Genomic DNA, 19,852 nt, shown 5'->3' on the forward strand with positions numbered 1-19,852 from the left:
TAAACACTCTCTAGCAATTACCTTAAAACATTGAAGTAACGGGCTTCTGGATGTGAAAATACCATCGCTGTAACAGAAGCTTCAGGCTCCATCATAAAACCTTCTGTTAATTGAATGCCTATTTCCTCAGGCTTTAGAAGCGAAAATAGTCTTGTTTGATCTTCAAGTTCTGGACAAGCTGGGTATCCGAAGGAGAAGCGTTGACCAGTATATTTAGCCGAGAATCGATCCTTCATCGTCATGCTAACCGGATCTGGGAATCCCCACTGGTCACGCATGAGGCGATGAATGAATTCTGCAAATCCTTCAGCAGTCTCTAACGCTAGAGCTTGAAGAGCATGATTTTCTAAAAACTTTCCAGCCTTTTTTAATTCTTCTGCGACCTGACGAATCCCTGTGCCTGCAGTTACTGCAAAGAAACCGACATAGTCCATTTCACCAGATTCAACAGATTTAACATAATCTGCTAAGCACAAAAATGGTTCTGATTCTTGACGAGGGAAAGTAAAGGTTTCAATAATTTCTGAATGATTTTCAGGATTATAAATATAGATACTCTCATCTTTTGATTGAGCAGGATAAAACTGATAGACTGCTTGGGGTTTAATCCAACCCTTTTGTTTTGCATCTGCTTTGAGCTCATCAACAACATTTTTTACTTTCCACGCTTTTTCATCTTGAGATGCTAATAGCTTTTCGATCGTTCCTTTTACTCCTAAATGATGACCAATAAGCATTTGTTCATTAATATATGGCTCAATATGGGCAAGTGAATATTGTCGTAAAATATGTCTTTTAACGTCCTTTGGAACTTGAACGATAAAATCTCGTTTTGTTTTTGAGCGAACCTTAACGGCAGTAGCTGTAGCTGTTGAAGTACTTGTGTCGATGCTTGCACTAGATAAGCGCTCTTGTTTTTCTGCATGCTCGATCTCTAGCTTTTTAAGCTCTTCTTCATCTTGGAGCTGGTTGGCAAGACTTAAGCCATTCATTGCATCCTTAGCGTACAAGACTAAACCATCGTACTCTTTAGAAATTTTCGTGTCAGTAAATTTTCTAGATAAAGCTGCACCACCAACTAAAATTGGAACATTAATTCCTGCTTGCTTCATGTCTTGAGCTGTCAGAACCATTTGTTGAGCGGACTTTACTAGTAACCCTGATAATCCAACAATGTCGGGATTTTCCTTTTTTATTGATTCGATTAGTGTAGTAGGGGTTACCTTTATACCTAAGTCAACTACATCATATCCATTATTGCTTAAGATAATATCCACCAAGTTTTTACCGATATCATGAACATCACCTTTTACAGTAGCTAGAATTACTTTCCCTTTTGATGCAGATGTATCTCCAGCTTCCATATGTGGTTCTAAGAAGGAAACGGAGGCTTTCATTACTTCAGCACTTTGAAGTACCTCAGCTACGATCAATTGATTGTCATTAAATAGGCGACCTACTTCCTTCATTCCATCCATTAATGGACCATTAATGATATCTAGTGGGGCAGGGTAGGATGATAAAGCAAGCTCTAAGTCAGGGATTAATCCTTCTTTTGTGCCCTCAACGATATAGTAAGCGAGTCTCTCCTCTAATGTCATATCCGGTAGTGTGCTTTTGGCTTCTTTTTTCTTTTCTCGGTAAAAATCTGTGAAAACAGCTAGTGTTTCATCGGTAGTATGGAAAAGAAGATCTTCAGCCATTTTTACTTCCTCAGGTGGAATACTTGCAAAACGTTCGAGTTTTTCTGTATTAACAATCGCGTAATCCAATCCAGCAACCGTACAGTGATAAAGGAAAACAGAGTTCAACACTTCACGGCCGACAGGTGGAAGACCAAAGGATACATTACTGATTCCCAATATTGTTTGAGTTTCAGGCATTGTCTCTTTAATCATTCGAATTCCGTCAACGGTTGCTTTTGCAGATCCAATATATTGTTCATCTCCGGTACCAACAGGGAAGACAAGCGGATCAAAAATAATATCCTGAGGAGGAACACCATATTTATTAACTAGAAGATCATAAGAACGTTTCGCTACCTCTAGTTTCTTCTCGGCAGTGACACCCATTCCTTTTTCGTCTATGGTCCCCACAACAATGGCGGCACCGTATTTGTGAATGAGCTTGGAAACCGATTCGAATTTTTCTTCGCCATCTTCCAGGTTAATGGAGTTGATGATGGCCTTTCCTTGAGAATAACTAAGTGCCTTTTCTAGCACGTTATCATCCGTTGAATCGATAACTAAAGGAACCTTTACCTTTTTAACTACTTCTTGAATGAAGTTCTCCATATCAACGATTTCGTCTCGGTCGGGATCCGCCAAGCAGATATCGATAACGTGAGCTCCGTTTTTCACTTGTGCACGAGCAATTTCTGAAGCTTCCTCAATCTTACCTTCGCTAATCAATCTTTTAAATTTTCTAGATCCGATAACATTTGTTCGTTCCCCAACCATGATTGGTCGTAGAGTTGGATCATCGTATACAAATGGCTCTATGCCTGACACCATGTGGGTATGGTTTTCAATTCGTTGACGAGGCTTGTATTTTTTCATCTCATCAGAAATAGCTTTAATATGTTCAGGGGTTGTACCACAGCAACCTCCAACAATATTAATCCAGCCTTCAGCAGCAAAGTTACCAAGCTTTTTTGCTAGCAAATCAGGTGTTTCATGATAATGACCTTCTTCATCAGGTAAACCCGCATTAGGATAACAACTGATTGCAGAGTTTGATAGGGAAGAAAGGGAACGAATATGATCCTGCATGAATTCAGGGCCTGTTGCACAATTTAGTCCAACTGCTATAGGATTCATATGTTGAATGGATATATAAAAGGCTTCAATGGATTGACCGGCAAGTGTTGTTCCCATCGGTTCGATCGTTCCTGAAATCATAATAGGGAGCTTGCGGTTACGAAGGTCGAAGGCTCTTTGAATTCCTAAAAATCCAGCTTTTACATTTAACAAGTCCTGGCTGGTCTCAAGAAGCAGTAAATCTACATTACCGTCTAGAAGACCGAGTACCTGCTCCTCATATGTTTCAACTAAAGCAGAAAAGGTTGTTCCGCCTGTTACACTTAAAGTTTTGGTTGTAGGACCAAGGGACCCTGCGACAAAGCGTGGCCACTCAGGTGTAGATATTTGATCACACGCCTTTCTTGCTAGCTTGGCAGCGACCACATTAATTTCATACGCTTTAGAGCCTAAATCGTATTCATCTAATACTAGACTAGTTGCACCGAAAGTATTGGTTTCAATAATATCTGCTCCAGCGCGTAAGTACTCTAGGTGAATTTTTTCAATCACATCAGGGGCAGTGAGGTTTAAGATTTCATTACAACCCTCATACTCCTCTCCACCAAAATCCTTAGCTGTTAATGCTTCTTGTTGGAGCATCGTACCCATCGCACCATCCATGATGAGAATTCGTTTATTTAGTTGTTCATTTAACGATGCTGTTTGCATTCAGCTTCCTCCTTAACACTTGGCTGTTTATCGTATTTGTATAGGTAGCGAGCTGTGCGGTCATTTCATAGCGCATAAAAGGAGTAATTAAATAAATTCCATTAAACAATTCAGAAGCTGCGTCAATCAAGGACTTAGTAATAGCAATTCCTTCTTGAGCTGACTGAACAGGATCATCTTTTAAAGTAGCCATTAACTCTCTAATAGAATCAGAAATTTTTATTCCAGGTACTTCGTTATGAAGAAACTCCGCATTTTTACTCGATGTAAGTGGCATTAACCCAATGTAAATGGGTTGGTTGATATGCCTAGTTGCATGGTAGATCTCTAATAGTTTTTCCTCTGAATATACTGGTTGAGTAATAAAGTAATCTGCTCCATACTTTGCTTTCTTTTCCATACGTAAAACAGCTTTATCTATATATTTTACATTTGGATTAAACGCGGCAGCAACCGAAAATACGCCCTTTTCTCCTAAGTCCTTACCAGTAGGGGAAAGGCCTTCATTAAACTGCTTAATCATGCTAATGAGTTCGAAAGAAGAGACATCATATACTGATGATGCACCAGGAAAATCACCGACACGAGCAGGGTCGCCTGTAATAGCTAATATATCATGTAATCCTAGGGTATGAAGTCCCATCAGATGAGATTGAAGACCAATAATATTACGATCACGACAAGTAATGTGAACAAGTGGTCGTAAGCCGATATTTGTTTTGGTCAATTGAGCCAAGCTAGTATTACAAATTCTTGGAGACGCTAGTGAATTATCAGCTAGTGTAATAGCATCAACACCGGCTTCCTTAAGCGCTTGTGCTCCTTCAAAAAATTTCTTTGTGTTCAGCTTTCGAGGCGGGTCCAATTCAACAATGACTGATGATCTTTCTTTAACAATTTCTTGTAGAGGACGTTCCGTGCGTTTTGGTTGTACAGTTTTTACTTGAACCACTTCTTTTTTTACTTCAACTTGCTTTTCCGTCACCGGTGAAGTTCCTTTTAGTTCTGATGCAAATGCCTCAATATGGGCTGGAGTTGTGCCACAGCATCCTCCTAAAAGACGAACACCTTGAGCTCTGAATTCCTGTGCACTTTTTCGGAAATAATCCGCATCTCCTTCATAATGGAATTTCCCATCAGTGTACGTAGGGAGACTAGCATTTGGATATGCTGATAGAAGAGCCGTTTTAGGTAATTCAACTTGTTCCAAGCTTTCAAGCATATGATGGGGACCAAGACGACAGTTCACACCGACCACATCAGCACCAAGACTCTCTAAACGTAAGAGAGCTTCATTAATGGGTGTTCGATTTTGCATAATGCCAGGGACCTGCATGGAAACTTGAGCAATAATAGGTAAATTGGTTTCCTTTCTGGCAATGGATAGGACTGCTTCAATTTCATCTAAATCGTAGTATGTTTCAAGTAATAGGCCATCAATATCTTCCAGCAGCAAATAATGTAGTTGCTGTAAAAAGCTTTGGACAATTTCCTCTAAAGAAAATGAGTTGGGGCGAATACCACGGTTACCACCAATGGTCCCGACAACAAAGCTTTCATTTGTAATGGCTTTTTTCGCAACTTTTACGGCAGCACGATTAATTTTTTCAACAGAGTCCTCAAGACCATATCTTTGTAGCTTTAAAGAGTTGGCAGCGTACGTATTGGTTTGTATAACATCCGCTCCTGCTCGTAGATAGGCCTTATGGATGTTAAAAATATCATCCGGATGCGACAGGTTTAACTCTTCAAAACAAGTATCTGTTCCATAAGAGTAGAGAAGGGTACCCATTGCACCATCACCAATGACAATGTCTTTTTTAAGTTTATCTAAAAGGCTCATCTTACTTTCTCTCCTTGGCAATTCGCGGCTATCGTTTCAAGAGCAGCCGAGAAGTCTTTAATGATATCATCTGGATGTTCTAGGCCAACAGAAAGGCGAAGCAGGCTTTGGCTGATTCCTCTTTTTAAGCGTTGTTCAATCGGCATTGCTGCATGTGACATTTTCGCCGGGTAAGAGAGGATCGATTCAACTGCTCCTAAACTAACAGCAAATACAGGGATCTCTGTTAATTCAACAAATTGTTTTACGGCTTCTTCACATTCGAGTTCAAACGAAAGAACAGCTCCGGCCCCTTCTGATTGTTCGTTTTGTATTTCGTACTGTGGATGATCAGTAAGTCCAGGGTAGTACACTTTTTTCACAGAAGGATGGTCCTGCAAGAAGTGTGCTATTTTTAGTGCAGATTTCATTGAGAAGTCCATACGAACCGATAAGGTCTTTATTCCTCGTAACACTAACCACGCATCTTGAACGCCTAACACAGCGCCAAATGAGTTTTGTAAAAATCCAATCTGTTTAGCAAGATCAGGATCGTTAACAACGATCGCACCAGCAACTACATCACTATGACCAGAAAGGAACTTCGTGGCACTATGAAGCACCACATCCGCACCAAGAAGTAAGGGCTTTTGTAGAGCAGGTGTTAAAAATGTATTGTCAACAAAGGTTAAAGCTCCAACACTTTTAGCAATGTCACTAATGGCTCGGATATCTGTCACCTTTAAAAGGGGATTGGAAGGAGTTTCTACATAGAAAACCTTTGTATTCGGACGAATCGCCTGTTTAACTTCTGTGAGGTCCGTCATATCAACAAATGTGTGCTCGATTCCAAAACGCGAAAGAACTTCCGTCACCATTCTGTAGGTCCCACCATACACGTCTTCTGTGATCACCACATGATCTCCTTGAGAGAGAAGGAGAAACGCAGTCGAAATGGCTGCCATACCTGATGAAAAGGCATATCCGTTTGTACCTTCTTCAAGGTTAGCAATGACTGTTTCAAAAGCTTCGCGAGTTGGATTCGCACTTCGACCATAGTCGTATTTTCCAAACTCATCGACGCTATGCTGATGGAAGGTGGATGCATGTTGAATAGGAACGGAAACAGCACCGTTTGTTGGATCAAATTTATGTTCATTATGAAGTAGTTTTGTTTCAAATGAGAAATTGTGTTCTTTTGTCATTTTTATGCCTCCGAACTTAAACGAGTAAGAGCTTGGTCAATATCTTTAATTAAATCCTCCACGTCTTCAATACCAACAGAGAAACGAAGCAGGCGATTACAAACGCCTATTGAAAAACGAATTTCTTCCGGAATATCCGCGTGTGTCTGTGTAGCTGGGTATGTAATGAAGCTTTCTACACCCCCAAGACTTTCTGCAAACGTAATAAGCTTAAGATTTTGTAAAAATGAATTAACCCACTCTTCTTTTTTAATTCGGAAGGATAGCATGCCTCCGCGGCCTGGGTAAAGAACATCTACTACATTTTCATGATTCTTTAAGAAGCTTGCAAGTTCGCTTGCATTTTTTTCATGCTGTTTCATTCTAAGTGCTAAAGTCTTCATCCCACGAATAAGAAGCCAAGAGTCAAACGGACTTAAAACCGCTCCTATAGAGTTGTGGTGGAATCCAAGCTGTTCACAAACCTCTTTTCCTTTCCCAACGATCAAGCCAGCTAGCACATCATTATGTCCACCTAAGTATTTGGTAGCACTATGAATGACAATATCAGCTCCAAGCTCAATCGGTCTTTGAAGTAATGGAGTGTAAAACGTATTGTCGACAATTAATAATATATTATATTTCTTCGCTAGTTCAGCAACCGCTTGAATATCCGTTTCTTCCATTAGAGGATTGGTTGGTGTTTCAATGAATATGGCCTTCGTTTTTTCTGTAATAGCCTGTTCGATAATGCTCACATCATGAGTTTGTACATACGTACTTGAAAGTCCCCATTTTTTAAATCCTTGCTCTAGAATTCGATAGGTTCCACCGTATAAATCTCTTGATACAATCCATTCGTCGCCAGATTCAAAGAGTGCAAGAATGGTAGTGATAGCAGCCATTCCGGAACTACAGGCAAATCCTTGGTCACCGCCTTCTAAATCAGCTATTGCTGCCTCTACAAGTTTTCTTGTTGGATTACCTGTTCGAATATAATCAAATCCAGTTGATTGGCCTATTCCTTCGTGTCGATAAGCTGTCGAAAAGTATACAGGTGGGTTTACTGTCCCAGTTTGAGTTTCACTTCTGTTTCCGATCTGTGCTACCTTTGTTTCATTTTTGTACATTTTAGTCTCTCCCAACATCCTAATAATAAAAAAAAGCCTTCTCTCTAAGAAGAAGACTTTGTTATCAACATGAGCCATTCTTCTTATCTTCCAAGTAAAATACTTGCTGGAATTAGCACCTTTTCAAAAAATTGATGGTTGCTGAGGCTTCATAGGGCCAGACCCTCGACCTCTCTTGATAAGAAATCAAAACATTTAATTTTTTCTAACTTTACTACAGTAAATCGCTAAGTGTCAATCTTTTTTACAAATTAACGACAATTTTGTTCACAATTTCCTAAAATTTACTATATGAATATTCAGAACATTTAATATATAATAAGTTTGAGAACAAAAAGTGGAGGGAAATTCATGCAAACGAAAAGCAGATGTCATCATCGGTATATGTTGAGTGAAGACGCCTTTTTTGTTACCGAGGATGGAATTGAATTGTTTATATCAGGTGAGGGTCTTCAAGGTTATCCTGTAGGTGGTCACGTGGATTTTCCTCTTGAAATGAGAGAAATGAATGAATCAGTTCAAAAGGAGAAACGTCTCTCCAGTCAACCACCGCAACAACTTTACTTAAATATGATCAATCAGTTATAGACGGGGAAACTCGTCTTGTTTATTTTCGTAGGAAAAAATAAAACCACCGGCACTTGGGTGCCGGTGGTTGTGTCCTATGATTTAATTGTCGGTTTCAAATTTCTTTTCTCAATTTCCTTCTTCAAAAACTTCGCCCATTCTTTATCCTCACCTGACTTCAATGCATTCCGATACGAGACAACTAACATTTCATTACTCATAATCTTCATTTGCAAGCCTCCTTAAAATGGACTGAATTTTCTAGCTTTTTATCATTGTATCGGGTTTTAATCCATTTGAAAACCCAAAACTCCAGATTTACTGCCATAAAATTATTAATATTCTGTTACAGGATTTTCACGTAATGGTTTTTTTTATGATAAAATATGGTAAATAGTTTGTACGATGGGGGAGAAGGATGGATACGATTACACTTTTTGTTTATGGTACATTAAGAAGACATGAAACGAATCACAGATTAATCAGAGAAGCTACTTGTATCGCTGAACAGGCATGGGTAAACGGTGAGCTTTTTGATACAGGTAACGGTTATCCTACACTAGAACTCAATGATTCCGGTAAGGTGCATGGAGAGTTATATGAAGTTAGTAAAACCCTTTTACCTCAGCTCGACGCATTGGAGGATTATGAAGAGGGTAAAGAGTCTAATTTGTATGACAGAACAAATGTTACCGTTCATACTGATAAAGGCACTAAAGTAGCGCTCGTGTATGTGAATGTGGATGAATCAAGCAAAGCTGAAAAAATCACCCACGGTGATTGGAAGTTACATAGATTCATGAAAAATCGTCCTGACCAAGTATATTACTTTGCATATGGTTCATGTATGGATGATGAACGATTCCGAAAAGCGGGGGTAGATCACTGTTTTAAAAATCTCGTCGGTGCTGCTGTTTTAAAGGGATACTCCATGAAATATCTTTTCAGAGTAAGTGATGGCGGAAGAGCAGATATTGTAGAAGATGGTGGTGAAACCGAAGGGGTAGTTTACTTAACTCCATATGAAGGGGTCGAGTATTTATTTGGTAGAGAGGGGTTTTATGGAGGATGGTATCGCCCAACCTTTGTAGATGTGGACATCGATGGAGAAATGTTAAAGGATGTTTTGACATTCCATGTGTATAACAAAATGCCCGAAGTGTCACCCCCCGACCATTATTCGACCGAAATTCTTAGAGGGGCCAAAGGAAGATTGAGTGAAAGGTATTATCAATATCTACTAAAAGAACTTGATCGTCTAAAAAAATCAAGCAATAGTTAACTTTTTTATTGTACATCGGTTTAATACGAGTATCCATTGTGGTAAACACTTGATATCACCAACTTAAGAAAGTGGGTCAGAATATGAGTGGGAATCGAGAAAATGGCTATTATGAGCTGGTGTATAATAATCGACAATACAACTATCTAGAGTTTATTAGATTAGATACAATATGTGAAATTAGTTATATCACTTTAAAAAATATCTTAACAGGTGAATTTTTTACCTTTGAAGAAAACAAAGTTCGAAAAGTGACAAAAAGAAATTTTCGAATCAAGCCTTTAAAGAAGCATTTTTTAGAAAAAGTTGCTAAGTAGTTACTTCCTTTCTATAATAAGATAGATAATGTAAAAGGAGTGACTGTAGTGATTCATCTAAAATGGTCAGAGTCAGAAACAATAAAAAAGGTAACTTGTGTTCACACAAAAGCTGAAAAATATATTGTAGATAATAAATTAACACCAGGAAATGTGTACGAAGTAAAAAATGAAACAGAAGAATTTTACTTTATTATAGATAATAGTGGAAAAGTCGGCGGCTATTACAAGGATTATTTTAAAGAAGCTTAACATCAGACTACATAATACTGTTAGCATGGTAGCTAACAGTATTTTCTTTTAATCTGTCATTTTTCTAATTAATAGGGTGAATATTATTATGAGGTTATTATTTGTAGGGATCGGTGGTTCCATTGGAAGTGTGTTGAGATATAGTATTTATTACAATATGTTAGCCATTAATGGAAACTGGTTACCATTTTTAGGAACATTACTCGCCAATTTGTTAGGAGCATTTGCACTTGGTTGGTTTACTTCAAGACTGTTGCTATCAAAAAAGCTCCCTGATGAGTTAGCAGCTGCTATTGGGACGGGGTTAATTGGTTCTTTTACGACTTTCTCTACCTTAAGTGTGGAGCTTAGCTCGCTTTTACAAGAGGGACAATATCTTCTAGCTATTTGTTATGTATTTATAAGTATGATAGGTGGCCTTGTCTGTGCATTTGGCGGCTTCCAATTAGGGCAGAAAAGGGTGGCTGTTCAATGAATTTCATACTAATCGCTGCAGGTGGGTTTATTGGAGCAAATGCTAGATATATTATTGGTCTACTTGCGAAAAAGTACATAAACGTTTCCATTCCTATTGGTACACTTATTATTAATGCAATAGGTTCATTACTTTTAGGTTTGTTGGTAGGTAAGGGGATAAGAGGGGACGTTTATTCCTTTTTAGGAGTTGGATTTATGGGTGCTTTTACTACATTCTCTACATTCAAACTTGAACTGATACAGCTTTGGCAATCAAAAGAACATAAAGCATTCGTCCTATATTTGATATTGAGCTACGGGTTAGGAATTGTCCTAGCTTCAATTGGATTTATGATGGCATAAAAGAGGGTCTGCTCTTATTAGAGCAGACCCTTTTAACTATGCTTTTTCTGTATTAGCTGAAAGTGTTGGTGCGGGTGTTTGGTATAATTTTTTTCCTATTAGTGTTTGGATAATGAGGAAAGTACCCCCAACTGCCCAATAGAGAGGTAAAGCAGCAGGTGCATTAAATGAAAACATGACAATCATAATAGGTGAAAGGAGACCCATGAATTTCATTTGCTGCTGTTGTTGACCACTTATGTTAGACATAGACACTTTGAATTGTAAATAATACACAATACCAGCAATTGCAGTAATCCAAATATCTGACTCGCCTAAGTTGAACCATAAAAATGAGTGGGTTGCAATTTCGTGAGATTCTCGAATCGCGTAATAAAATCCCATTAAAATAGGCATTTGAATGAGCATGGGTAGACACCCCATCGCTAACGGGTTTACTCCGTGTTTTTGGTATAAACCCATCATTTCTTGCTGCAGCTTCTGTTGCTCTTTGCTATCTTTTGTTTTCTTTATTTTTGCTTGGATATCATCTAATTCAGGCTTTAGTGCCTCCATTTTTTCTTTCATCTGCTGCTGACCTTTATACTGCTTAAGCATAAGCGGCATGAGCAGAAGGCGAACAATTAATGTAAGAAATATAATTGATAAACCGAAGCTTCCGTTAAAAAAAATCGCAATGGTATGGATGGCGTTTGAGAATGTGTTTACAAATACTGTTTGAAAAAAATCACTCATTTATCTTTCCTCCGTATCATTTTGTTTTATCTGGCTGAAGGAGGAAAGGTGCTATCTGTATCATCACTGCCTGCAACTTTTCGTCTAATGTATCGAAATATCCAGACGAGTGCAGGGTGTAGTTGGTGAGAGTATGTTCGCTCATAAACAAGTTGTCTATGTTCCGAGCTTAAATCGGTTGAGGAACAAACGGTATCAAGAAATTGGAACTCAATGTTCCAAATCCAAACCAATCGAAGGATCAGGCTGATCACGACAGAAGCATAAATGGTATACATTGTTGAAAAATTTGTTAAGTCAAATAGAATCTCATCCATCGAAATCACCTCACTTCTTTTGAATGTTCTCCTTATAAGTATAGTAAATCATAAACTCCTGCGCAAATACGAAGATAATAAGGATTTATTTTGACAATTTACTTAAAATCGTGACATTTAAAGGTAGTTTCGCTATGATAGGTTAAAATGCATTTTTGAAGTTAAGGAGATTTTAGTAATGAAACGTGACTATCCAGACGATAGCTTGACCTTACATACGGATTTATACCAAATCAATATGGCAGAAACTTATTGGGAGGATGGGATACACAACAAGAAAGCAGTATTTGACTTATATTTTAGAAATTTGCCTTTTGGAAATGGCTACGCTATTTTTGCAGGCTTAGAAAGAGTCATTGATTACATAAGAGAATTTCGGTTTACAGATAGTGATATTGAATATTTAAGCGAGGTCGCTCAATATAAGCAAGATTTTCTTGATTACTTAAGAACGTTAACCTTTACAGGAAATATCCGTTCAATGGTCGAAGGGGAAATTGCTTTTGGGAATGAGCCGTTATTAAGAGTGGAAGCTCCTTTAGCAGAGGCTCAGCTAATTGAAACGGCACTGCTTAATATCATAAATTATCAAACGTTAATTGCAACGAAGGCATCGAGGATTAAACAAGTGATCGGTGATGGAGTGGGAATGGAGTTTGGTACTAGAAGAGCTCAAGAAATGGATGCGGCTATTTGGGGTACAAGAGCAGCTTTTATTGGAGGTTTCCAGGCTACCTCTAATGTTCGTGCAGGAAAGATGTTTGGCATACCTGTAGCTGGCACCCATGCTCACTCTTTGGTCCAAGCGTATAAGGATGAGTATATTGCATTTCATAAATATGCCCGAAGACATAAGGACTGTGTGTTTCTAGTAGATACTTACGACACACTAAGATCAGGTGTACCAAATGCGATCAAAGTTGCTAATGAACTTGGTGATAAAATTAATTTTCTTGGTATTCGTCTCGATAGTGGAGACCTTGCGTATCTTTCAAAAAAAGCTCGTGAAATGCTTGACGAAGCTGGATTCACGGAAACGAAAATTATTGCTTCAAACGATCTTGATGAGTACACCATCATTAACTTAAAAGCTCAGGGAGCTATGATTGATACGTGGGGAGTAGGTACAAAGCTAATCACAGCTTATGACCAAGCCGCGTTAGGTGCTGTTTATAAGCTCGTGGCCATTGAAGGTGAAAATGGAGAGCTTGTTGATACAATTAAAATTAGTGGTAATCCTGAGAAGGTATCTACCCCAGGTCTAAAGAGGGTATATCGGATTATTAATAATGAAAATCATAAATCTGAAGGAGATTATATTACATTGGATGAGGAACATCCAGAAGCGGAGTCTAGAATTAAAATGTTCCATCCAGTCCACACCTATATCAGTAAATTCATTACGAATTTCACAGCAAAGGATCTCCACGAGGATATCTTTATTAACGGAGAGCAAGTATATGAGGTACCAAGTTTAGTTCAAATGCAGAATTATGCAAAAGAAAATCTCAAACAGCTTTGGGAGGAATATACAAGAGCGCTAAACCCAGAGGAATACCCAGTGGATTTAAGTCAAAAATGTTGGGATAACAAAATGAGAAATATAGCAGAGATTAAAGCTAATATTAAATCTCAGAATATAAGATAAGGAGGAGAAGAGTTGAGGAACATACAAAACCTTATAATAAATGAGTTACATGTGAAGCCTTCTATTGACGCTCACCAAGAGGTGAACGATCGCATTGCTTTTTTAAAGGCATATGTGAGGAAAACAAACGCAAAAGGTTTAGTATTGGGAATCAGTGGGGGACAAGACAGTACACTAGCTGGTCGATTATCCCAATTAGCAGTCGAAGAGTTAAGACAAGAAGGCTATGAATGTAAGTTTATCGCTGTACGTTTACCATATGGTATTCAGCAAGATGAAGAAGATGCTCAAAGCTCCCTTAAGTTCATACAGCCGGATGAGGAATTTGTTTTTAATATTAAGGAAGCAGTGGATGCAGTAAAGTTTGAATATGATCAAAAAACGGCAGGAGAGCCGTTACGAGACTATCATAAAGGGAACGTCAAAGCGAGAATGAGAATGATTGCACAATATGCCATCGGAGGGCAGGAAGGCTTACTTGTCGTTGGTACAGACCATGCAGCTGAAGCCGTTACAGGTTTTTTTACAAAGTATGGAGACGGGGGAGCGGACTTGCTTCCTCTGTCTGGACTGTCGAAAAGACAAGGCCGAGAGCTACTGAAAGAACTCGGTGCAAGTGAACGTCTATATTTAAAAGTCCCAACAGCTGATTTATTGGATCAAAAGCCTGGTCAAGCAGATGAGAAGGAACTCGGAATTACGTACGAAGAACTGGATGATTTTCTTGAAGGAAAAGAAGTGGCGAACGAGGTAGCGGAGAAAATTGAACAGAGATATCTCATAACGGAACATAAACGACGCCCGCCGACAACGATGTTTGATCATTGGTGGAGATAAAAAAATGGGGAGCAAATAAATTGCTCCCTATTTTCATTATGCATATTTTACTGTAGCAGTTAAAAGCTCAAGAGCCTCTTGGGCTTCTTCATCACTTGGTGGTTGAATACCTTTTAATGGGTACTCCATTCCAAGAGCTTCCCATTTGTATACTCCGAGCTCATGATAGGGAAGTACTTCAACCTTCTTAACATTCGTAAGTGCACCGATGAATTCACCAAGTTTTTTTAGATCGTCACGATCATTTGAAATGGTTGGTACAAGTACGTGGCGTATCCATACGGGAATATTTTGAGCAGATAAGAATTGTGCAAATTCTAGAATATGCTCATTAGCCATACCAGTTAAGGAGATATGCTTCTTTCGATCAATATGCTTGATATCAAGTAAAATTAAGTCTGTGTATTGTAACAATTCCTTCAGGTTAGCTTGAAAGTGTTCCGCGTGTGAGAAACAGCCGCCGGAAGAATCAATAGTTGTGTGAATCCCGAGCTTTTTACATTCTTTAAAGAGTTCAATTAAAAAGGGAATTTGTAGAAGCGGTTCACCACCACTAACAGTAATTCCACCACCTGATGACTCGATAAAAGGTAAGTATGTTTTTAAATCATCGATGATTTCGGAAACAGACATCTGTTTTCCAGTTCCGATTTCCCAAGTATCCGCATTATGACAAAATTGGCAACGAAGCAAGCAGCCTTGTGTAAATACGACATAGCGAATTCCAGGTCCGTCTACTGTACCAAATGTTTCGATTGAATGAATGTTTCCGTTCATGATGAAAAACTCCTCTCAATTATCAAGTAGGGAGATGTTTACACTCTCCCTACATCAGTTTTTTAAAGTGATCCATGGAATGTTCTGTTAATAACATCCATTTGTTGTTCTCTTGTTAACTTAATAAAGTTAACTGCGTAACCTGATACACGAATTGTTAACTGTGGGTATTCTTCTGGGTGCTCCATAGCATCAAGCAATGTTTCACGATTAAATACGTTCACGTTTAAGTGATGTCCTTGCTTAACTGAGTAGCCATCAAGAATACTTACAAGGTTATTTTCACGGCTGTCTTCATCTTTCCCTAATGCTTTTGGTACGATGGAGAAAGTGTTAGAAATACCGTCTAATGAGTACGCATAAGGAAGCTTAGCAACAGATGCAAGAGAAGCTAGAGTTCCTTTTGTATCACGACCGTGCATTGGGTTTGCACCAGGAGCAAATGGCTCACCAGCGCGACGACCATCAGGTGTGTTACCTGTTTTCTTACCGTACACAACGTTAGAAGTGATTGTTAAAATAGACATAGTAGTCATAGAGTTTCTATACGTTTCGTGCTTTTGAAGCTTTTTCATGAAACGCTCAACTAAATCAACAGCGATGCTGTCCACACGATCATCATTGTTTCCGTATTTAGGGAAGTCACCTTCAATTTCAAAGTCAACAGCAATACCGTTTTCATCACGAATTGGACGAACTTGAGCGTATTTAATCGCACTTAATGAGTCAGCAACAACACTTAGTCCAGCAATACCTGTTGCCATTGTACGAAGAATATGTGTATCATGAAGAGCCATCTCGATTCTTTCATAGCTATACTTATCATGCATATAGTGAATGATGTTTAGTGTATTAATGTAAAGACCAGCTAACCAATCCATTGTAGAATCAAATTTCGCCATCACTTCTTCATAGTTTAGAACTTCAGAAGTAATAGGGGAGAATTCTGGTGCTACTTGTAGTTTATGTTTTTCGTCTTTACCGCCATTAATTGCATATAGAAGTGCTTTTGCAAGGTTAGCACGAGCACCAAAGAACTGCATTTGTTTACCAATTTCCATTGCTGATACACAGCATGCAATTCCGTAATCGTCTCCCCATTCTGGGCGCATGATATCGTCATTTTCGTATTGAATAGAACTTGTTTCAATTGACATTTTTGCACAGAACTTTTTGAAGCCCTCTGGAAGGCGAGTAGACCAAAGTACTGTTAAGTTTGGTTCTGGTGCCGGTCCAAGGTTAGTAAGAGTATGCAAGAAACGGAAAGAGTTTTTCGTTACTAATGCACGTCCGTCATTTGCTACACCACCGATAGACTCTGTTACCCAAGTTGGGTCTCCACTAAATAGTTCGTTATAATCAGGAGTACGAGCAAATTTTACAAGACGTAGCTTCATTACGAAGTGGTCAACCAATTCTTGAGCCTCTTGCTCAGTAAGGACACCGTTTTCTAAATCTCTTTCAATATAAATATCTAAGAAAGTTGAAACGCGTCCAAGGCTCATTGCAGCTCCGTTTTGTTCTTTAATAGCTGCCAAGTATCCGAAGTATAACCATTGGAAAGCTTCAGTAGCTGTAGTAGCCGGCTTAGAAATATCGAATCCGTAGCTAGCAGCTAATTTCTTTAATTCATTAAGAGCACGAACCTGCTCTGACAATTCTTCACGAAGTTGAATAACAGATTCCTTCATTACTGGAGTAGTGCCAGCAAGATCTTTTTTCTTTTCTTGAATCAAGAAGTCTACACCATATAAAGCAATGCGTCGGTAATCACCGATAATCCGACCACGTCCGTATGCATCCGGTAAACCAGTAATGATTCCAACTTTACGTGCCATTTTCATTTCATCAGTATAAGCATCGAATACACCTTGGTTATGTGTTTTACGGTAGTCAGTAAAGATTTTTTCAACATCCTTATTTAATTCAAAACCGTAAGATTCACAAGACTGTTGTGCCATACGAATTCCGCCATAGGGCTGTAAAGAGCGTTTGAACGGTTTGTCTGTTTGAACACCAACAACTTTTTCTAAATCTTGGTTTAAGTACCCTGCACCATGAGAAACAATAGAAGAAACGATTTCGGTGTCCATATCAAGTACGCCACCGTTTTCTCTTTCTTGTTTTGTTAAATCCATTACTTGATCCCATAATTTTGTTGTTGCCTCAGTAGGGCCTGCAAGGAAGGAATCATTTCCTTCGTACGTTTTAAAGTTTCTTAGAATAAAGTCTCTAACGTTTACTTCTTTTCTCCAAGTACCTTCTGAAAAGCCTTTCCACTGTTCCATTTGAGTCCACCTCTTAGTAAATGTTTATATAACAGATGATACAAATACATCATACTCGAAGTATAACAGATAATTAGTGAAATACATCACATAATCTAGGTGACATTTTGACAATGTTATGAACATTAGGTTTGTCAGAGGTTCGTTATGTGACAGAATGGTGAAAAAAGAAAACTGTACTATAATGATTCGGCAAAAAATGAAATCTGTTATACAAAAAGTTATTATTAATAACACTATTGTAACGTGATAAATCACTTCGTGGTCAATTAGGTTATGTAGATATTTTGACAGTTTGAATAGACCAAAAAAAACGAATGTGCGTGTTACACACAATCGTCTACAAGTGTTAATTCACAACAATATAGGCCGTCATTGGTCCATTTGAATCTGAATCATGGTGAGTTAAACAAACCAACCGATAGACCCCCTTCTTTTGAAACTGGAGGTCTAGTTCAGTTTCTTCTCCTTGAAGAATTTTACCGCTAATGTTTGTACCCTCAATTATAAACGGATGATTAGCACCGTTTATTCCCATAATCTTTAATTTTACCTTCTCACCCTTTTGAAGAAAGATGGTACCAGGGTCAAAGCGATACGCTTCGATTTCTTTTCCATCTTTAGTTGTCGCTTCAAACTCGCCAGTGACTAAATGAATTTCCCTCGTAGAATCATTGACCGATGTTTGAATGACTGCCTCGCTGCCCATGTTTAAATAAATCCAAAGGGAGGCGGAGAAAACCAAACCTAACAGAAGAAGTGAAAATATAATAGAACGTTTTTTGACTACTAGAAATTGCATCGTACCCCTCCAAAAAATTTATTTCTACTAATTTATATGCATCAAGGTAATGTAAACTTGTCTATACTTTTTCTATGAATGTAAATTTACGACCTTAGTATCGGTTTTTCGTTATAAAGCACGAAATATTACCTAGTTTTTCAATTTTGTAACAAATGTATAATTTATACGTTTACATGTTAATTTTTTTGGTACAATCGAAAAAGACTGAATTCAAACAAGGTGTGTGCATACAGTGATTAAAAAACTATCTTTTATTTTTCTAACTATCCTTTCATTTAGTGCAAATCAAGTGTTTGCTGAGCAAATGGACGAGCTGTCCATAATAAGCGATTCGGTAATATTAATGGACTCACAATCCAATGCGGTCCTTTACTCAAAAAATGAGCATGAACGTATGTATCCGGCTAGTTTAACAAAAATTGCAACTGCCATTTACGCAATTGAAACTGTAAAAGTAGATGAAGTAGTAAAAGTAAAAAGCGAAGCTATTGAAGTTGAGGGAACTAAAGTATATTTAAATGAGGAAGAAGAAGTTACTCTAAAAAAATTAATTCAAGGTATGCTTATTAATTCAGGAAATGATGCTGCTGCTGCCATTGCCCTTTATATTGACGGTAGCATGGAGATATATGAAAAAAATATCAATGAATTTCTAAAAAATGAGGTTGGAGTTAAGGATACTCATTTCACGAATCCGCATGGGCTCTTTGCTGAAAACCACTATACAACAGCGTATGATTTAGGTCTAATCACGAATTACGCACTTAAAAATGAAACATTTAAAGAAATTTTCGGAACAAAAGATTTGGCTTGGGATGGACAATCCTGGGATACAACGTTGTTTACACATCATTTACTATTGAAGGGAGAAATCCCATTCGAAGGAATCACAGGTGGAAAGACTGGTTTTGTCAATGAATCCAGGCAAACGTTAGCGACGACTGCTTCTAATGGTCAAATTGGGTTAACAGTCATTGGTTTAGGAGCAACGTATAAACGTGATATTTATAATGACACAATTAATTTGCTAAGCTTTGGATTTTCTAACTATAAAACTTCAATTATTCCTGTAAATACAACATTTGAAAATGAAAAAGATAAGTTTGTTGTGACGGATCCGTTATATATAACAGAACCTCTTACTGGCTCTGCTATAGTAAATGTAACAAAAGAGGGAGAGTTAGCTGTATTTGATTCCTCGAATAAAGAGCTGCAAACGATCTCTTTAGCTAATTATAAAATCAAAACAGCTCCAGAGAGAGAATCTATTATTGGAGAAACCACATCGAGTGATAAAACTACACCTATTGTGATGAAAGCTATATCAATTGGATTAGGTTTTGCGTTACTTGGAGCATTTATAGGAATGTGGAAAAAACGAATATTGAATGGATGAAAAATAGCCATGAGTTTTTGATATGCTCCCGATAAAGTAGACAGATGAAATAATAAAAAATCTGTTTACTTTATTGGGGGTTTTTTTTATGGCGAAAAGTGCATATTCAGCACAAGAAAAATTAGAATTTATTATCAAATACCAAAACAGGAAGTCATCAATTCAAGCTTTCTGTCAACAACATAAAATAACTGAAGATACATTAA

General features: G+C 38.0%; 19 protein-coding genes and 1 riboswitch. Of the genes, 9 read left to right on the top strand and 10 right to left on the bottom strand.

Translation table 11 applies throughout. From position 1 onward, the window contains the following. Positions 1 to 17 precede the first annotated feature (17 nt). Genes metH through ACVBAX_RS04245 form a run of 4 tightly spaced genes read right to left on the bottom strand, consistent with a single transcriptional unit; the run spans position 18 to position 7,606 of the window. Positions 18 to 3,470 (bottom strand): methionine synthase, encoded by a 3,453-nt coding sequence (metH, locus tag ACVBAX_RS04230; RefSeq protein WP_447115992.1) that lies wholly within the window; start codon positions 3,468 to 3,470, stop codon positions 18 to 20. Next, entirely contained in the window at positions 3,448 to 5,313 is a 1,866-nt protein-coding gene (locus ACVBAX_RS04235; protein ID WP_447115993.1) for a bifunctional homocysteine S-methyltransferase/methylenetetrahydrofolate reductase, read from the bottom strand. The genes metH and ACVBAX_RS04235 overlap by 23 nt, the downstream gene beginning before the upstream one ends. After that, entirely contained in the window at positions 5,310 to 6,497 is a 1,188-nt protein-coding gene (gene metC / locus ACVBAX_RS04240; RefSeq protein WP_447115994.1) for a cystathionine beta-lyase, read from the bottom strand. Before metC ends, ACVBAX_RS04235 begins: the two co-directional genes overlap by 4 nt. 2 nt (positions 6,498 to 6,499) lie before the next feature. After that, complete coding sequence (locus ACVBAX_RS04245) at positions 6,500 to 7,606, bottom strand: methionine biosynthesis PLP-dependent protein (protein ID WP_430773381.1); 1,107 nt, start codon at positions 7,604 to 7,606, stop codon at positions 6,500 to 6,502. 80 nt (positions 7,607 to 7,686) lie between these two features. Then, positions 7,687 to 7,791, bottom strand: a riboswitch (SAM riboswitch). Between the two features lie 166 nt (positions 7,792 to 7,957). Between ACVBAX_RS04245 and ACVBAX_RS04250 the strand changes: the two genes are divergently transcribed. Beyond that, positions 7,958 to 8,194 carry a hypothetical protein gene (locus tag ACVBAX_RS04250; protein ID WP_447115995.1) on the top strand — a complete coding sequence of 79 codons (237 nt, stop codon included), beginning with the start codon at positions 7,958 to 7,960 and terminating at the stop codon, positions 8,192 to 8,194. Between the two features lie 74 nt (positions 8,195 to 8,268). Here ACVBAX_RS04250 and sda read toward each other — a convergent pair whose 3' ends face one another. Beyond that, positions 8,269 to 8,403: a sporulation histidine kinase inhibitor Sda gene (gene sda, locus ACVBAX_RS04255; RefSeq protein ID WP_430773384.1), complete on the bottom strand. Its 135-nt coding sequence runs from the start codon at positions 8,401 to 8,403 to the stop codon at positions 8,269 to 8,271. A 188-nt stretch (positions 8,404 to 8,591) separates the two neighbouring features. Here sda and ACVBAX_RS04260 point away from each other — a divergent pair, with 188 nt between their 5' ends. From ACVBAX_RS04260 to crcB (ACVBAX_RS04280), 5 genes are all read left to right on the top strand, one after another. Beyond that, on the top strand, positions 8,592 to 9,455 hold the full coding sequence (locus ACVBAX_RS04260; protein ID WP_447115996.1) for a gamma-glutamylcyclotransferase: 864 nt from the start codon (positions 8,592 to 8,594) through the stop codon (positions 9,453 to 9,455). 83 nt (positions 9,456 to 9,538) lie between these two features. Next, positions 9,539 to 9,772 (top strand): hypothetical protein, encoded by a 234-nt coding sequence (locus ACVBAX_RS04265; protein WP_430773386.1) that lies wholly within the window; start codon positions 9,539 to 9,541, stop codon positions 9,770 to 9,772. Positions 9,773 to 9,820: 48 nt separating this feature from the next. After that, a complete protein-coding gene (locus tag ACVBAX_RS04270; RefSeq protein ID WP_119708680.1) occupies positions 9,821 to 10,024 on the top strand; it encodes a DUF6501 family protein in 204 nt (67 codons plus the stop codon). 88 nt (positions 10,025 to 10,112) lie between these two features. Next, positions 10,113 to 10,499, top strand: coding sequence for a fluoride efflux transporter CrcB (gene crcB / locus ACVBAX_RS04275; protein ID WP_447115997.1), 387 nt, complete (start codon positions 10,113 to 10,115; stop codon positions 10,497 to 10,499). Then, the gene (gene crcB, locus ACVBAX_RS04280) at positions 10,496 to 10,843 is read left to right on the top strand and encodes a fluoride efflux transporter CrcB (RefSeq protein WP_447115998.1); all 348 of its coding nucleotides are present in this window, start codon (positions 10,496 to 10,498) and stop codon (positions 10,841 to 10,843) included. The genes crcB (ACVBAX_RS04275) and crcB (ACVBAX_RS04280) overlap by 4 nt, the downstream gene beginning before the upstream one ends. A gap of 36 nt (positions 10,844 to 10,879) precedes the next feature. Here crcB (ACVBAX_RS04280) and yidC read toward each other — a convergent pair whose 3' ends face one another. Then, a complete protein-coding gene (gene yidC, locus ACVBAX_RS04285) occupies positions 10,880 to 11,578 on the bottom strand; it encodes a membrane protein insertase YidC (RefSeq protein ID WP_447115999.1) in 699 nt (232 codons plus the stop codon). 26 nt (positions 11,579 to 11,604) lie between these two features. Next, positions 11,605 to 11,895: a hypothetical protein gene (locus tag ACVBAX_RS04290; protein WP_119708676.1), complete on the bottom strand. Its 291-nt coding sequence runs from the start codon at positions 11,893 to 11,895 to the stop codon at positions 11,605 to 11,607. Positions 11,896 to 12,073: 178 nt separating this feature from the next. Between ACVBAX_RS04290 and ACVBAX_RS04295 the strand changes: the two genes are divergently transcribed. Beyond that, entirely contained in the window at positions 12,074 to 13,543 is a 1,470-nt protein-coding gene (locus ACVBAX_RS04295) for a nicotinate phosphoribosyltransferase (protein WP_447116000.1), read from the top strand. A gap of 12 nt (positions 13,544 to 13,555) precedes the next feature. Continuing rightward, positions 13,556 to 14,380: an ammonia-dependent NAD(+) synthetase gene (gene nadE / locus ACVBAX_RS04300; RefSeq protein WP_447116001.1), complete on the top strand. Its 825-nt coding sequence runs from the start codon at positions 13,556 to 13,558 to the stop codon at positions 14,378 to 14,380. A gap of 36 nt (positions 14,381 to 14,416) precedes the next feature. On the opposite strand, the gene pflA is transcribed toward nadE, so the two are convergent. The 3 genes from pflA to ACVBAX_RS04315 all read right to left on the bottom strand — a co-directional run bounded on the left by pflA (position 14,417) and on the right by ACVBAX_RS04315 (position 18,247). Beyond that, entirely contained in the window at positions 14,417 to 15,157 is a 741-nt protein-coding gene (gene pflA / locus ACVBAX_RS04305; protein WP_430773392.1) for a pyruvate formate-lyase-activating protein, read from the bottom strand. 62 nt (positions 15,158 to 15,219) lie between these two features. Continuing rightward, positions 15,220 to 17,445, bottom strand: a complete 2,226-nt coding sequence (pflB, locus tag ACVBAX_RS04310; protein WP_447116002.1) for a formate C-acetyltransferase — start codon at positions 17,443 to 17,445, stop codon at positions 15,220 to 15,222. A 349-nt stretch (positions 17,446 to 17,794) separates the two neighbouring features. Next, entirely contained in the window at positions 17,795 to 18,247 is a 453-nt protein-coding gene (locus ACVBAX_RS04315; protein WP_430773394.1) for a cupredoxin domain-containing protein, read from the bottom strand. A gap of 235 nt (positions 18,248 to 18,482) precedes the next feature. Here ACVBAX_RS04315 and ACVBAX_RS04320 point away from each other — a divergent pair, with 235 nt between their 5' ends. Continuing rightward, entirely contained in the window at positions 18,483 to 19,646 is a 1,164-nt protein-coding gene (locus tag ACVBAX_RS04320) for a D-alanyl-D-alanine carboxypeptidase family protein (RefSeq protein WP_447116003.1), read from the top strand. Positions 19,647 to 19,852 lie beyond the last annotated feature (206 nt).

It is taken from the genome of Robertmurraya sp. GLU-23, assembly GCF_052983275.1.

What these genes read in the sequence shown, in the direction of transcription:
- metH (WP_447115992.1), bottom strand. Translation starts at nt 3,470, where the DNA reads ATGCAAACAGCATCGTTAAATGAACAACTAAATAAACGAATTCTCATC.
- ACVBAX_RS04235 (WP_447115993.1), bottom strand. Translation starts at nt 5,313, where the DNA reads ATGAGCCTTTTAGATAAACTTAAAAAAGACATTGTCATTGGTGATGGT.
- metC (WP_447115994.1), bottom strand. Translation starts at nt 6,497, where the DNA reads ATGACAAAAGAACACAATTTCTCATTTGAAACAAAACTACTTCATAAT.
- ACVBAX_RS04245 (WP_430773381.1), bottom strand. Translation starts at nt 7,606, where the DNA reads ATGTACAAAAATGAAACAAAGGTAGCACAGATCGGAAACAGAAGTGAA.
- ACVBAX_RS04250 (WP_447115995.1), top strand. Translation starts at nt 7,958, where the DNA reads ATGCAAACGAAAAGCAGATGTCATCATCGGTATATGTTGAGTGAAGAC.
- sda (WP_430773384.1), bottom strand. Translation starts at nt 8,403, where the DNA reads ATGAAGATTATGAGTAATGAAATGTTAGTTGTCTCGTATCGGAATGCA.
- ACVBAX_RS04260 (WP_447115996.1), top strand. Translation starts at nt 8,592, where the DNA reads ATGGATACGATTACACTTTTTGTTTATGGTACATTAAGAAGACATGAA.
- ACVBAX_RS04265 (WP_430773386.1), top strand. Translation starts at nt 9,539, where the DNA reads ATGAGTGGGAATCGAGAAAATGGCTATTATGAGCTGGTGTATAATAAT.
- crcB (WP_447115997.1), top strand. Translation starts at nt 10,113, where the DNA reads ATGAGGTTATTATTTGTAGGGATCGGTGGTTCCATTGGAAGTGTGTTG.
- crcB (WP_447115998.1), top strand. Translation starts at nt 10,496, where the DNA reads ATGAATTTCATACTAATCGCTGCAGGTGGGTTTATTGGAGCAAATGCT.
- yidC (WP_447115999.1), bottom strand. Translation starts at nt 11,578, where the DNA reads ATGAGTGATTTTTTTCAAACAGTATTTGTAAACACATTCTCAAACGCC.
- ACVBAX_RS04290 (WP_119708676.1), bottom strand. Translation starts at nt 11,895, where the DNA reads ATGGATGAGATTCTATTTGACTTAACAAATTTTTCAACAATGTATACC.
- ACVBAX_RS04295 (WP_447116000.1), top strand. Translation starts at nt 12,074, where the DNA reads ATGAAACGTGACTATCCAGACGATAGCTTGACCTTACATACGGATTTA.
- pflA (WP_430773392.1), bottom strand. Translation starts at nt 15,157, where the DNA reads ATGAACGGAAACATTCATTCAATCGAAACATTTGGTACAGTAGACGGA.
- pflB (WP_447116002.1), bottom strand. Translation starts at nt 17,445, where the DNA reads ATGGAACAGTGGAAAGGCTTTTCAGAAGGTACTTGGAGAAAAGAAGTA.
- ACVBAX_RS04315 (WP_430773394.1), bottom strand. Translation starts at nt 18,247, where the DNA reads ATGCAATTTCTAGTAGTCAAAAAACGTTCTATTATATTTTCACTTCTT.